General features: G+C 68.8%; 14 protein-coding genes. 2 read left to right on the top strand and 12 right to left on the bottom strand.

Going from position 1 to position 12677, the window contains the following annotated elements; all coding sequences use genetic code 11:
* Positions 1-41: 41 nt before the first annotated feature.
* From Q0863_RS15675 to Q0863_RS15625, 11 genes are all read right to left on the bottom strand, one after another.
* Positions 42-2369, bottom strand: a complete 2328-nt coding sequence (locus tag Q0863_RS15675; protein WP_298580566.1) for a ClpP-like prohead protease/major capsid protein fusion protein — start codon at positions 2367-2369, stop codon at positions 42-44.
* On the bottom strand, positions 2366-3988 hold the full coding sequence (locus tag Q0863_RS15670; RefSeq protein WP_298580563.1) for a phage portal protein: 1623 nt from the start codon (positions 3986-3988) through the stop codon (positions 2366-2368). The genes Q0863_RS15675 and Q0863_RS15670 overlap by 4 nt, the downstream gene beginning before the upstream one ends.
* Positions 3985-4206, bottom strand: coding sequence for a hypothetical protein (locus Q0863_RS15665; protein ID WP_298580560.1), 222 nt, complete (start codon positions 4204-4206; stop codon positions 3985-3987). Before Q0863_RS15665 ends, Q0863_RS15670 begins: the two co-directional genes overlap by 4 nt.
* A 55-nt stretch (positions 4207-4261) precedes the next feature.
* On the bottom strand, positions 4262-4582 hold the full coding sequence (locus Q0863_RS15660; RefSeq protein ID WP_298580557.1) for a hypothetical protein: 321 nt from the start codon (positions 4580-4582) through the stop codon (positions 4262-4264).
* 9 nt (positions 4583-4591) lie between these two features.
* Positions 4592-6448, bottom strand: coding sequence for a phage terminase large subunit family protein (locus Q0863_RS15655; RefSeq protein ID WP_298580554.1), 1857 nt, complete (start codon positions 6446-6448; stop codon positions 4592-4594).
* Positions 6449-6513: 65 nt separating this feature from the next.
* On the bottom strand, positions 6514-7131 hold the full coding sequence (locus tag Q0863_RS15650) for a hypothetical protein (protein WP_298580551.1): 618 nt from the start codon (positions 7129-7131) through the stop codon (positions 6514-6516).
* A gap of 348 nt (positions 7132-7479) precedes the next feature.
* Entirely contained in the window at positions 7480-9939 is a 2460-nt protein-coding gene (locus Q0863_RS15645; RefSeq protein ID WP_298580549.1) for a DUF5906 domain-containing protein, read from the bottom strand.
* Between the two features lie 186 nt (positions 9940-10125).
* Positions 10126-10269, bottom strand: coding sequence for a hypothetical protein (locus Q0863_RS15640; RefSeq protein WP_298580546.1), 144 nt, complete (start codon positions 10267-10269; stop codon positions 10126-10128).
* 20 nt (positions 10270-10289) lie between these two features.
* Positions 10290-10418 (bottom strand): hypothetical protein, encoded by a 129-nt coding sequence (locus Q0863_RS15635; protein WP_298580543.1) that lies wholly within the window; start codon positions 10416-10418, stop codon positions 10290-10292.
* Between the two features lie 84 nt (positions 10419-10502).
* Positions 10503-10739: a TraR/DksA C4-type zinc finger protein gene (locus tag Q0863_RS15630; RefSeq protein WP_298580540.1), complete on the bottom strand. Its 237-nt coding sequence runs from the start codon at positions 10737-10739 to the stop codon at positions 10503-10505.
* Entirely contained in the window at positions 10732-11115 is a 384-nt protein-coding gene (locus tag Q0863_RS15625; RefSeq protein WP_298580538.1) for a hypothetical protein, read from the bottom strand. Before Q0863_RS15625 ends, Q0863_RS15630 begins: the two co-directional genes overlap by 8 nt.
* Positions 11116-11325: 210 nt before the next feature.
* On the opposite strand from Q0863_RS15625, the gene Q0863_RS15620 reads away from it, so the two are divergent.
* Positions 11326-11652: a hypothetical protein gene (locus Q0863_RS15620; protein WP_298580535.1), complete on the top strand. Its 327-nt coding sequence runs from the start codon at positions 11326-11328 to the stop codon at positions 11650-11652.
* Between the two features lie 65 nt (positions 11653-11717).
* Here Q0863_RS15620 and Q0863_RS15615 read toward each other — a convergent pair whose 3' ends face one another.
* Positions 11718-11948: a helix-turn-helix transcriptional regulator gene (locus Q0863_RS15615; protein WP_298580532.1), complete on the bottom strand. Its 231-nt coding sequence runs from the start codon at positions 11946-11948 to the stop codon at positions 11718-11720.
* A 73-nt stretch (positions 11949-12021) separates the two neighbouring features.
* Between Q0863_RS15615 and Q0863_RS15610 the strand changes: the two genes are divergently transcribed.
* Positions 12022-12675: an XRE family transcriptional regulator gene (locus Q0863_RS15610; protein WP_298580530.1), complete on the top strand. Its 654-nt coding sequence runs from the start codon at positions 12022-12024 to the stop codon at positions 12673-12675.
* The last annotated feature ends 2 nt before the right edge of the window (positions 12676-12677 follow it).

Raw genomic sequence — 12677 nt, 5'->3', positions numbered from 1 at the left:
CGGCTACACCGGCGCGGCCTGAGCCGCGCCGGCGGTCAGCCTCAGGGCGTGCCGGGGAACGGCGACGGGGTGCCGCCGGCGTTCTTGAACAGGCCGCGCCAGTCGATGGCCTTGGCGCCGAAGACGTGGCGGCACTTGACCTGCACGCCGTCCACTTCGAAGCCCTGGCGGGTCTCGGTGAAGACGCCCTCGTGGCCTTCGAGGTAGGCGTACTCGATGGTGTCGACGCGCGACGGGTCGGCGGCGCCGTACCAGGCAGTGGAGCTGCCGTCGTGCAGGCGCGGCTCGGTGATCGGGGTGAGCGTGGGGCCCACCACGTTCACGTCGCTGCCGCGGGCGGCGACGATGGCGGCGTTGGTCACCTTCAGCGCGGCCTCTTCCAGGCCCGGGGGCACCAGCAGGTACTTCGGGCGCACCGTGATGTACCGGCCCTCGGCGCCCTTCTGCAGCAGCATGGCCGCGCGCATGGCCGCCAGCGGGTTCGCGACCGTCGGGTCCAGGCTGACTGCATCGATCAGCGCGGCGGCCGGGCTGCCCAGGTTGCCGTGCGCGGCGCTGAACAGCGCATTGCCGTCCGCCATGTTCGGGTTGGCGTTGAGGATGCCGTAGACGATGTCGGACTCGAGGTCCGCCGCGCTGGCGCCGAACATCTCGGGAATGCGGGTCAGCGCATCCATGTCGTCGTTGATGATCACCTCCCAGGTGATCGCGACGATGCGGCCGTACTTCTGCACCGCGTACTTCTCGGAACCGTCGCCGATGGTGCCGAACTCGTACTCGGCGCCTTCCACCACGCGCTTCAGGCTCGGCGCGCCCGCGAGCTGGGCACGGCTGACCTGGCGGAAGTCCGGCAGGGTGGCCTGGCGGGTCCACGGCACGAAGGTGCGCTCGCTGGCCTCGTAGGCGCGGCGCAGGCTCTTGGTGATGACGGCCTCGAGGATGTGCGGGAAGTCGCTGGTGGACTGCAGGGCCTGCACGGCGACTTCCTGGCGGGACATGCCGCGCGTCTTGCTGCCGGCGCGCTCCAGGCAGTCGCGGCCATGGTCGAGCAGGTTCATGCCGCGGAACTGCTGCGACTTCTCGTCGTGCTTGAAGCCCTGCGGATCCTTGCGGTGCAGCAGGGACAGGATTGCGCCTTCGCGATACGTCGCGGTCTCGTCCTGCGTGCCCGGCTCTGCGCGCGGGCCGCCGGTGGGGGTGGTGTCCTTGCCGAGCATGGCGAGCAGCTGCTGGCCGGCGGCCTCCGGGGTGGTGTCGCTGTCGTCCTCGCAGGTGCGCTGCAGCACCTGGAGCGCGGACACGTCCAGGTCGGTGCGCGCCACGAACGGGGCGAACTGGTTGCGAATCGCCTCGCGGCGCGCCTTGTCGGCGGCGAGCGCGGCCTTGGCCGCGGCCTTCTTCTCTTCTTCGGTCATGGGACTTGCTCCAGAGGGGTCGGAACCGGTATCCACCGGCGGGGTCGCGGCCGGTGCGGCCGGCGGATTCAGTGCGGCGAGGGCATTGGCGACGGCCTCGCTCACGGCGCTTGCGTCCACGCGAACGGTGAGCGTGGAAGCGGGCGATGCCTGGGACGATGCGGTTGTCTTCTTCGGCGACCCGCGGAGGGCGGCGGTCACCACCATGCCGGCGTACTTCGCCGGTGCGCCGCGGGCGCTGATGCGCTCCAGCAGCTGATTGGCGTACGCGCGCGCGTTCTCGTCGGGGCTGTCGTTGCCGTCGTCGTCGCTGGTCACGGCGTCGGCGAAGCCTTCGGCCACGGCTTCGTCGCCCGTGTAGTAGTGGTCCTCGCCGTCCTTGAGCAGGCCGAGGATGTCGTCCTTGGCCTTGCCCGACTTCTTGACGTAGGCGTCGGCCATGGAGTCGGAGAACTTGTCCAGCACGTCGGCGTACTGGCGCATCTCCTTCGCGTTGCCCCAGCAGCCGCCCCACGGCGCGTGGATCATGAGGATGGACGTCGGCGGCATGGACACCGTGTCGCCCGCCATGGCGATCAGCGAGGCGCTGGACATGGCAACGCCGTCGATGGTCACCGCCTTCGTGGCCTTGTGCCGCTTGAGCGCGTTGTAGATCGCCAGGCCGTCGGCCACGCTGCCGCCGTAGCTGTTGATGCGCACGTTGATGGTGGAGACGGTGTCGGCCAGGCCGTTCAGCTGTTCGGCCACCGACTGCGCGGTGACCGACTCGCCCCACCAGCTGTCGCCGATGTCGCCATAGACCAGCAGTTCGTAGGCACTGTCGTCTGCGGCGCTGGGGCGCAGGGTCATCTGCGGCTCGATCCGCGGGCGGTCCTGCCGGTCGCGCGGCGCCGCAAACGGCGCGGTGGCGTAGGCGGCGGCGCCGGCCAGGAACAGGGCGTTGCGATGGGTCACGGGGTATCTCCGGTAGTGCGCACCAGGCGCATGCGGTGACCGCGCTGCCTGGGCAGGCGGCGCTGTTCGTCGTCGTCCCGGTCGTCGGCCGGTGGCGCGTCCGTGGGCGCGTTCGACACGGTGTCGAGCGGGAAGCCGAGTTCGGCGGCGAGCTCGCGCTCGCGGGCGATCTCCTCGAACTTGTCCTGGACGCGGCCGCCGCGCTCGGCGATCACGGCGGTGCGCGACTCTACGCGCGCCTCGAACAGGGCCTTGAGGCCGTTCGCTTCCTTCAGCGGGTCGATCCACGGCATCTTCGGGCCACGGAACACGGCTTGGGCGACGGAGTCGCGCCGGATGTGCGCGGGTACCTTGATCGTGCCGGAGGCGATGGCCAGGTCGACAAAACGTTCCCAGACCGGCTGCACGAACGACGCCACGAACTGCTGCGTCATCGTGCGGTAGCCGTCGTAAGCCTCGATCAGCTCCTGCCGCTGGGCACTGTAGGTGCCGTCGTAGTCGCCGGAGAGGCTGGAGTAGCTGAGGCCGATGCAACGGGAGACCGCGCGCATCATCGCGGTGCGGAACTGCTCCAGCACCGTGTTCGGCCGGTTCGGGTTGATCATCTCGATCGACTCGCCCGGCATGGTGTCGGTGAAGATTGCGCCGGCTTCCAGCAAGAAATCGCGCTCGACAGGGTTGCCCTGCGCGTCGGTCTCGACCGGCGCCGGTGTCCACTCCATTTCCTTGTCGCGCTTGATGTACGCGGCGATGCGCGCGGCAATACGCGCCGCGGTGCGCTCGGACTCCTCGTAGTCCTTGATGTCGAGCAGGCGGTCGATCGCGGGGGCGAACAGGCTGATGCCGCGCAGGCCGGACAGGCGGCGCCGCACCGCCAGGTGCAGCACGCGCTGCGCGGGCACGCGCTTCAGGTCGCCATGGATGAAGCCACGACCGTTGCCCGGATGGTGCTTGTAGAAGTAGAACGCGACCGGCTGGCCCCAAGCGTTGCGCTCGATGCCCGCATCGACGTTCTCCGTCGGCGCATGGTCCAGCGGGCAGACGTCGGCTTCCAGCAGCTCGAGCGACAGTGGTACCCGGCTGGCATGCTGGATGAAGGCGCCGGTGCCCTCCACCAGCTGCGTGAACTGGTCGCCATCGCGCAGCCAGGAGCGGCAGGCCAGGTCCTGCGCCTGCACCCAGTTCAGGGTGCGGGTCACCTCGGGCCGCCGGCACCAGTCGCGGAACTCGTTGAGCAGGGTGCGCGCGAAGTCGTCGTCGATGTCGTCGAAGCTGTCGCCCGCGGTGCCGTTGCGTGGCGTCGGCTCGATGCTGATGCCGGACGGGCCGATGATGTTGCGCACCAGGGTGGACAGCGCGCCGTCGACCAGGTCGTAGTTGCGCTCGAGGTCGCGGATGGTGGCGCGGACCGTGGCGGCGTCGCGTACCACCAGGCGCTCGCCGCTGCTGTTGTCCCGGCTCTTCTTGCGGCGCTTCGAGCTGCGGCCGCCTTCGTACAGCGACAGCACCTGGCGGGCGAACATGCGGCGGGCGGCGACGCGCGGCGCGAACACGGCAATGCCGCGCTCGATCAGGTTGGGCCTGGCCGGGGCCGGCTTCGTCGTTGCGCGCGCGATCACCGGTTGAACACCGTGGTGACGTAGCGGAGGCTGCCGCGCCCCGGATGCCTGCACTGCTCGGCGGCGACTTCACGCTGCAGGGAGGCGATGGCCTTGCGGATCTCGGCGAGTTCGGCTTCCTGCTTTTGCCGGATGTCGAGCCGCCAGCTGAAACCCGCAGTGAGGATGCGGGCTTCGGCGGCGAGGTAGAGGTCCAGCCGTTCTTGTGCGGTCGACATGGACAGACAAGCTATACACCGCCCTGTCTCGCGTCATGGCGGCCGGGAGACTTTTTCAGCCCGTCTTCGCGCGACGGGCTTTCTTGTTCGGATGGTGCCTGTAAGCAGTTGCCCTGCTGATCTTGTGTGCCTGGCAGACCTCAACGATCGACAGCCCGCGCCGCCATGACTCGGCGATGCCTTCGGCGTCGATGGGCACCGCCTGGCGGTACCGCACTCGAAGACCAGCCAGAACGTCCAGCTGCACCAGCGCCAACGCATCGGCCAGCTGCAGGGATTGGTGCGCGGGAAGATCCTTGATCTCCTCGCGCAGCTTCTGGTTGAAGCTGTCGCGCAGCTGGTCAACCAGCTCGTCGGCCTTCACGTCTTCTGCCATGCCCCCTCCTCAATCCTTCCAGCCGCCACGGCGGCGCTGTCGTGTTCCACGGGAATCGATGGGGCGCCCGGCTGCCGGCGACGCGGGCGCGCGTGTTTCACGGGAATCATCGTTTGCCGCCCGCTGCTGGATGCTGGCCAGCACCTGCGCCTCGCGGACGTCCCAGTTGGCGCGCGTCCAGCGGTGCAGGCGCAGCTCCGGGTGCAGGGCGGCGGCGTAGGCGTAGACCCAGGTGTCGAGCGGCTCATTGCGCGGGGTGCCGCGGATCTTCTCGAAGCGGTTCTTTCGGGGGTCGTAGGTTTCCGACACCAGGCCGCCGAAGTAGTCGCGGCTCAGCTCGTCGCTGAAGCGCACCTTGCGGTCTGCGGCTTCCTTGTCGGCGTCGGTACTCAGCATGGCGAACAGGTGGTGCTTGATAGCCACCGTGCCCACCGGGTAGGCGTGCACGCCGCGCTTGTCGACCAGGCCGCGGTAGTTGATGTCGTGCAGGCGCGCCTTGCCCAACGAGGGTGCGTTGTTGGCGGTGGCGCCGAAGCCGGCCACCAGGCGGCGCACGCGCTTCTGTCGGACGTAGGCTTTCACCGCTTCGGTGCGGTGGCCCAGCATGTCCTGCAGGGCGGCGTCGACGCGCAGCACCGCGCCGTCGGCGCGCTCGATCGGGGCGTTGAGCAGCGCGGTGAGCGCGGTCCAGACTTCGTCTTCGTTCGGGTCGCCGGGTAGCTCCACGTAGTCGATGGGCCAGCAGGTCATGCCTCGGCCCCAGCCGACGATCTGCACCGGCAGGCGGTTGTCCTGCGTGTCGATGCCGGCGGTGACGGCCAGCACCCAGTTGGGCACCGGGCGCAGCGGCAGCGGCTCGGCGCGGTCGGCGATGATGTTGAACTTCACCGCGCGCATGGACGGGTCTTCCCACGGCTCGGCGAGGCGGTCGTTGATGAAGGTCTTGAGCTTGGCCGGGTCGCCCTGGGCATCGCGCCACGTGGCTACCAGCTCCACCCAGCGCGGGCCGAGGCCGATCGGGTAGTACAGGGCGTTGGCGTGGTAGCCGCGGATCCGCGCGCCAGGGTTCTCGGCGACCCACCGGCCACGCGCGATCATGGCGGTCTTCTGGTGCTCCTCGATCACCACGCCGCACTCGCGGCAGACGTACCAGGCGTGCATGCCGTCGGGCGTCCACTGCAGGCCGCTCCATTCCAGCGGCTGCTCGTGGCCGCAGTCCGGGCACGGCACGTGGTAGCGGCGCTGGTCGGACTTGTCGTACAGCTCGGTGATGCGGCAACGGCCGGCGATCTCGGGCGTGCCCACCTTGAGCCGCTTGTACTTCGACGGGAAGGCGGAGGTGCGGCCGTCGAGCATCTCGGCGGGGTCGTCGCCAGACTTGAGCAGCGAGGCGAAGCTGCTGAACTCGTCGGCCAGTACCATGCCGGCGGAGGTGGACTTGAGCCGCACCGGGTTGCCGGCGTGCTCGACGTACAGCTGGCCGCCGTGGAAATCCTTGAACGTGCGCCGATTGGACGCCTCGCGGCTGGACATGCTGGTGAGCACCGCCTGGATGGCCGGCGTCTCTTCGATCAGCGGGTTGAGCTTCTGGTCGATCCACTTGTTCATGGAGACCTCGGCCGGCAGCGCCACGATGATCGGCATCGGGTTCTCGCACATGGTGTAGCCGAGGATGTTGGTCTCGATCTCGGACTTGCCGAACTGGATGGGCAGGCGCGCCACCACGTCGCGCACCGGGCTGCGGGCACTGAAGCAGTCCATGATCTCGACCTGCAGCGGGTTGGTGTCGTTGCGCCACTCCACCGCGTTCTGGCTGCCTTTGGTCGACAGGACTCGCTTCGCCTCCGCCCACTCACTGACGCGCATGGGCTTGCGCGGAGCGATGGCCTTCGCGACTGCCTGATAGACGAGGGGGCGGGCTGCGGCGTAGGTCATGCGACGCCGCCGATCTGCCGGCACTTCCGGCTCAGCTGCTCGAGCGCGTGCTCGATGCCGTTGGCCAGGATCACGCGACAGCGTTCTTCCGCCTGCTCCGCGGCGAGAGAGGCCGACAGGGTGTTGGGCAGGTTCTCCAGGCCGGTGCGCAGGGTGGTGATGGCGTCGGCGATCACGGCCAGCACGTCGTCGCGCTGCAGCAGCTCGCCCAGTTCCTGCTGTTCTTCGCGCAGGGCCTTGCGCAGGGCGGCCTCCTGGATCTCCGCCTGGGCGCGGGCGCGGCGGAGGGCCAGCGGATCGTCGTAGGCGACCGGAGCGCGGTCCTCGGCTTCGTCGTCGCCGCCAGCGCCGCCCTGCCCCGCTTCCGGGGCGGCGGAGGTGGAAGGGCTCGCGGCGCCGCGCGTGGCGGCGTGGCGGGCGGCCACGCCGGCCTTGGACGGATCCCGGGTGTCCTCGATCAACCGGAGGCTGGCGGCGACCTGGACGCGCCGGCCGTCGGCGGTCAGCACCAGGCGGCCGGCATCCTTGAGCTCGGTGACGTAGCTGGCCTTCCAGCCGCAGCGGCGGGCGAAGTCCCGGAAGCCGAGGGTCTCGGGCACGGCGGCGTCAGCCATGGTGGCGGCTTCCTTCCATTTTCTTTTCGAGAGTCGAAACGAGGAGACCGCGCGGGCGCGCGCGAGCGGGCCTGTGCGGCGTGGTGGCAGGCAGTGCGGGGACGAGTGCGGGCACGCATTCGCGCAAGTGCCTGATCGCGCAGGCCTGTGCGGCCTGTGCGGCCTGTGCGGGCATGTTCTCGTGTGCGCGCACGTGTGCGCGCACCTGCCCGCACCGCCGATGGGCCTCCCGCGTACGCGGGCGCGCAATCTGGCCGCACAGGCCGCACAGGCGCGGAATTACGCCGTTCCTGCCCGCACCGGTGGCCGCACTGTGCGGGGACGGTGGCCGCACAGCCCTGCGCGCGATCACCGGGAGCCCTTCATGTCGTTGACGCGGGAGCGCAGTTGCCCGACCTGCTTGCCCAGCCAGGCGAGCTCGTCCTCGCCCTCCGGCGGCTCATTGCCGAAGGTGATCACGCTGTGGGGACCCACCTTCTCCGGCGCGATGTCGTAGTCGCTCCAGGTGTAGTAGCGCTTGCGCTCGGCGCGCAGGCCGCGCCGCTTCTCCAGCGCGTTGACGAACCGCTTCAGCGAGGCCGGTTTGACGCCCACCAGCGAACACCAGTGGCGATAGATGTCGAACCAGTCTTGGGTGAGGCCGGCCAGCACGCGGCCGTCGGCGACGGTGCCCTTCACGTCCATGCGGAAGACGGCGTCGACGAACTCCACCGGGCTGTCCTGCGCCAGGTCGATCAGCTCGCGCTTGGCTTCGGTGTCGGGCGGGAGGGTGCCGGGGTTGAAGTCGCCGAGGTCCAGGTGCAGGAGGTGGTCGTGCAGCGCCTCGACGCCGCCGGTCTCGATCTCGCGCAGCAGCTCGGCGTAGAACTCCTTCGGCTTCTTCGGCGGCGTCCAGATGATGCAGTGCCGCCGGTCGTCCTCTTCGAGCACCACCGGCATCGATTCGTTCGACAGGAATACCAGGTTGACGTGGTTGGCTTCGTCGTAGGCCGCGATGTGCTTGGGGTTGATGCGGATCCACGTGCCGGTGATCAGCGTCTTGAGCTTGTTCTTGACCTCGAAGCGGTGCGCCTGGGCGACCACTTCGTCGGCGATCAGGAACAGCTTGCGGCTGGCCCAGTCGTTGTGCTTGTCGGTCAGGGCATCCTGGTCGAGGATCCGGCCGTACTTGCCGTAGATGGCCATGACCGTTTCGAAGAACAGGTTCTTGCCGGTGCCCTGCGGGCCGTGCACGACGATGGTGGACTTTAGCTTGGCGCCGGGGTGCTGGATTGGATAGGCGACCCAGCGCAGCACCCAGTCGTAGAGGTCGCGGCTGTTGGCCTCGCCGCTGCACATGTAATGCAGCAGCTCGAGCAGGCGATCGCACTTGCCCTTGCGCGGCGTGGTGGGCCAGCCGCCCCACAGGTTGCAGGTGACTTTCGGATCGGTGCATGCCGGGTCGAAGCCGACCTCGTCCTGGCGCACGACGTCCCGGTCGGGGTGTTCGTTCCAGGCCTTGAACAGGTCGGCGCGGATGGTGAGCCGGCGCACGTCCTGCTCCGCCACCAGGGCATGCTCCTGTCGATCGAACACGCCACCGTTGCTGCCGTAGACCGTGCTGAACCGCTCGAGCAGCTCATCGAGGTGCTGGATCACCCGCAGCTTGCCGCCCCCCTCCCCGGCTGTGGAGGAAGTAACCGCGCGCAATTGCGGGGGGTCCCAGCGCAATTCCGAGAGGCGGGCACGCACCTGCGCGCCGACTGCGGCGACGCCCTCGACCGCGTGCAGGTCGTTGAAGTCGGTGAGCTTGTGGCCGGTGGCCAGGAACTTGGCGCGGCGCGCGTCTTCGTCGGCGAACGCCGGCTGCAGCCAGGCGCCGGTGACACTGAGCGCCGCGGCGCTGGCGTCGTTGACGCCCGCGTTGCTGCAGCGGTGCGGGTTGCCGCACTCCGGGCAGGTGGTCGGATGCTCGGCGAGCACCAGGCGGGCGTTGCATCGCTGACCGCTCTCGTTGTGGTGCTGGCAGTTGCCGAAGGCGTCGTCGTCGGCGCACACCAGGATGCGCGCCTTCTTGTACCGCTTGCGCAGGGCCTCGGCCACGGGCAGCAGGTTGCCGGCGTCGAACGCCACGGCCACCGGGAAGCCGGTGGCTTCGTACAGCGACGCGGCGGTGGCGTAGCCCTCGGCGACGAGGACGATCCAGTGCGGCTGGTGGCCGATCAGGTGGAAGTGGCCCTTCTTCGCCACGCCCGCCGGCCAGAACTCCTTCGCCGGCCGCCTGCCCTCCTTCGCCTGGGCGCCGGTGCGCAGGAACTGCAGGCCATGGATCTTGCCTGTGGTGTCGACCAGCGGCAGCACGGCGCTGCCGTGCTTCGTGAACTTCAGGCCGTGGGCGCAGACGCCCTTGGCCTTGAGGTACGGCGACTCGCCGTCCGGCGCCAGCTTCGCCCAGGCTTTCGCGGCGACGTCTGCCGCCTTGGCCGCATCGCGGGCGCGCTCGCGCTCCACGCGCTTGCGATCCTCGGCCAGCTTCTTGCGCAGCGCCGCGGCTTGGTCGGGCGTCAGCGGATCCTTCTTCGACAGCTCGATCTTCTGGCTGTTCGGATCGTTGCCGCGCCAGATGCCGTAGCTGCCGACGATGATGAACTGGCCGGGGTGCGCGGTCGACGGCAGCTCGTGCAGGCTGTACCAGCCGCGCTTCTCCCTGCCCCCGTCCTGCACCAGGCAGCGGACGGTGCGCGAGGAACCGACCTCGAGTCCGCCGCGCGGGAGGATCAGGCCAGCGGCGGTGAGCTGGCGGACGACGTCGTCGTGATTCGAGGCCATTTCAGTAACCCGCAGGCCCGCTGACTACCCGGCGAACGGGGTCCGAATTACCCGCGTGGGGGGTCGCCAGGGAGGACCCATGACCGGCCCCCCGCCTGATCGACGCCGTGCCGCGCCGCCCGCAGCACGACGCTGCGAACGCGCGCGCGCATCCCCTCACCAAGGGGCGCGGGGATCGAACAGCCATCACTTCGCCACCTTGCGGCGCTTGCGGCGCCGCGCCTGCAGGGCTGCGGCCTTCTGCCGCTGCAGCATCGGGATGGTCTTGGCCAGCCACGTGATCTCCGCATCGAGGTCCTCGGCGGGTCGGGCTTCGAAGTCGTCCACCATCTCGACGAACGGCCGGCGCTTCAGGCGCTGCTGAACTTCAGCTCGCCCTGCCTTCGCCTGGCCGCTTCCACCTCGCGATGCAGCTGGTCGCGCGTGGCGATCGGGTCCGGATCGTTCGACGGTGGATCGGCCTGCAGCGCCAGCAGCACGCATGCCCTCCACTTCTCCGACGCGTTCGGCGCCGGCTTTCGCGGCAAGTCCACCCAGCGGCGGCCTCGCGGGAGTCCCATGGGTCACCTTCCCCTCCCAGGTGCGTATTGGTGCGCGCGGATGTCTTCCTCGCGCTGGCAGTCGGTGCACAGCCGGGCGCCCAGGCGCTGGCGTGCTTCCTCGATCGGTTCGCCGCAGTCCAGCTGCTCGCACGCGGGCAGGCCCGGGCGGCGCGTGGTGGCGCTGGCCTGGTGGCGCTTGAGCGCATCGGCGATGCGCGCGTCCACGTCGGCCTGTACGGCGTCCATGGCGTCAGGCATCGTTGGCAACCCCCGCCTGCAGCACGCGGCGCAGGGCCGCCACTTCCTCCCGAAGCAGGCGGTTCTGGCGCTCCACCTCGGTCTCCTGGTGGCGCAGGCTGTGCAGGTCGTAGTTGCGCTGGTGCAGCATCCACAGCAGCGGCGCGTCGTTGCCGCAGGTGGTCATCAGCCGGTCCAGCTTGGGCCACACGATGCCCTCGGTGCCTGACATCCAGCGCGAGAACTGCGCCTTGTCCACTTCCAGCTCCAGCTGCAGAGCCTTGTCGAGGGTGTACCCGCCGGCCTTGGCGCACAGGGCGATCGCGTCGCCCAGCGTCTTCTCCCGCACCACCTCTTCCGGCCGCAGCGGCAGCGGCATCGCCAGCTGGCTACTCATCGCCGCTCAACCGAGTTGAGTGGAGTTGAGAGACTCCCGCCGGCCAAAATTTTTTCATGGACACAGGCACTTGCAGCGACACGACGCTTTCCCCCCTGTGGGAAATCCAGGACGGCCACCGCGCGCGCGTGGCCGCCGTCTTCTTCCGAATGGCGCCCGCTACCGATGTAGGCTGGATCCCCGGGGGAACCCCCCACTTCGGAGGTCGGCATGGGCGAAACGAAGGTGCGAATCGAGTTGAATGGGGACTTCAGCGCACCCCAACTGGACGAGATCCTGCGCGACTTGGCCAAGGCCAGGGCGGGGATGCTGCCCGCGGTACCGGAGCACCCGCCGAGCCTCCTGTCAGCGGAAGAGGAGGTCCTGCTGCAGGACGAGGCCAAGTTCGACATCCGGACCCTACTCAACGGAGGGCTCCGGATCTGGCTGCGCAACGAGGGCTTGGGCTGGCTGGCCTTCACCCTCACCCCGGCGCACGCGGCAAGCCTGCGGGTGTTCCTCAGCCAGGAGCGTCCGGACAGCGGCACAGCGCATTGACGTCGGCGCCGTGCCCTGCGAGTGGATCAGCAGGGAGCCGTCTGGGAAAGTCCGACGAAGGTGCATTAGAGCGCGCCCTCGCCCTCGGCTGCGGCGGTGTCGTCGTTGGCGGCGGGCAGCACAATCCGCTGGTGGATCTCGTGCAGGCGGACAGCAGCCATACCACTGGGGGCCTTGGTGCGGCCCTGCTTGATGTCACTGACAGCCTGGGGCGATAGCCCGATGGCCTTGCCGAGCGCAGTCAGCGACCAGCCCTGGCCTTCGAGGTCTGAAACTTTGGCTGCCCAGTTATCCATAGCGGGAAGCCTATGGCATCCCATAGGCCGAAGTCAACGGCATCCCATAACGGAACGCCATAACACTGTGCTGATGATGACCGTCGGCCAGAGAATCAGGGAAGCCAGAGCACTCCGCGGCCTGTCGCGGACCGATCTGGTGAAACTATCGGGAGTGAAGTACCCAACCTTGGCAGGCATCGAGAACGACGACCAGGGGACGTCCACGTTCCTGCCCGACATCGCCCGAGCGCTGGCGATCAACCTGGACTGGCTACGGACCGGCAAGGGACCAAGGGATGCTGTGCGTGAGGCGTCGGCTGACTATGGCTGGACAGACGTCACCGCGTACGCTCAGGACGTCGCCGCAGGAGACGGGATGACCGCCGTCGAATATGCCGAAACGCACAGCCTAAAGTTCAAGGCGAGCAGCCTCCAGCGCAAGGGCTTGTATGCCCGCAAGCTTCACGTGTTCTACGCGCGCGGCGACAGCATGGAGCCGCGCATCCACGACGGCGACGCTCTGCTTTTCGACAGCGACGACACGGTGCCTCGTGACGGGGCGATCTATGTCGTCCAGTACGACGGCACTTACTACGTGAAACGTCTTCACCAATATGGCGAGCAGTGGTTCTTGGTGAGCGACAACACCAGCGACCCGAAGTGGCGGAAGCCCCTCCCAGTGCAGTTCGGCGACGGGCTTGAAATCCTCGGGCGAGTGCGCTGGATTGGCAGCTGGGAAGACTGACC

Source organism: uncultured Luteimonas sp. (assembly GCF_947492465.1).
GTDB lineage: Bacteria > Pseudomonadota > Gammaproteobacteria > Xanthomonadales > Xanthomonadaceae > Luteimonas.
This window is presented reverse-complemented; position numbering and strand designations above follow the sequence as displayed.

Excerpts from the sequence above, each read along its gene's own strand:
- Q0863_RS15665 (WP_298580560.1), bottom strand. The coding sequence starts at position 4,206 with ATGTCGACCGCACAAGAACGGCTGGACCTCTACCTCGCCGCCGAAGCC.
- Q0863_RS15660 (WP_298580557.1), bottom strand. The coding sequence starts at position 4,582 with ATGGCAGAAGACGTGAAGGCCGACGAGCTGGTTGACCAGCTGCGCGAC.
- Q0863_RS15655 (WP_298580554.1), bottom strand. The coding sequence starts at position 6,448 with ATGCGCGTCAGTGAGTGGGCGGAGGCGAAGCGAGTCCTGTCGACCAAA.
- Q0863_RS15650 (WP_298580551.1), bottom strand. The coding sequence starts at position 7,131 with ATGGCTGACGCCGCCGTGCCCGAGACCCTCGGCTTCCGGGACTTCGCC.
- Q0863_RS15645 (WP_298580549.1), bottom strand. The coding sequence starts at position 9,939 with ATGGCCTCGAATCACGACGACGTCGTCCGCCAGCTCACCGCCGCTGGC.
- Q0863_RS15640 (WP_298580546.1), bottom strand. The coding sequence starts at position 10,269 with ATGGTGGACGACTTCGAAGCCCGACCCGCCGAGGACCTCGATGCGGAG.
- Q0863_RS15630 (WP_298580540.1), bottom strand. The coding sequence starts at position 10,739 with ATGCCTGACGCCATGGACGCCGTACAGGCCGACGTGGACGCGCGCATC.
- Q0863_RS15625 (WP_298580538.1), bottom strand. The coding sequence starts at position 11,115 with ATGAGTAGCCAGCTGGCGATGCCGCTGCCGCTGCGGCCGGAAGAGGTG.
- Q0863_RS15620 (WP_298580535.1), top strand. The coding sequence starts at position 11,326 with ATGGGCGAAACGAAGGTGCGAATCGAGTTGAATGGGGACTTCAGCGCA.
- Q0863_RS15615 (WP_298580532.1), bottom strand. The coding sequence starts at position 11,948 with ATGGATAACTGGGCAGCCAAAGTTTCAGACCTCGAAGGCCAGGGCTGG.
- Q0863_RS15610 (WP_298580530.1), top strand. The coding sequence starts at position 12,022 with ATGATGACCGTCGGCCAGAGAATCAGGGAAGCCAGAGCACTCCGCGGC.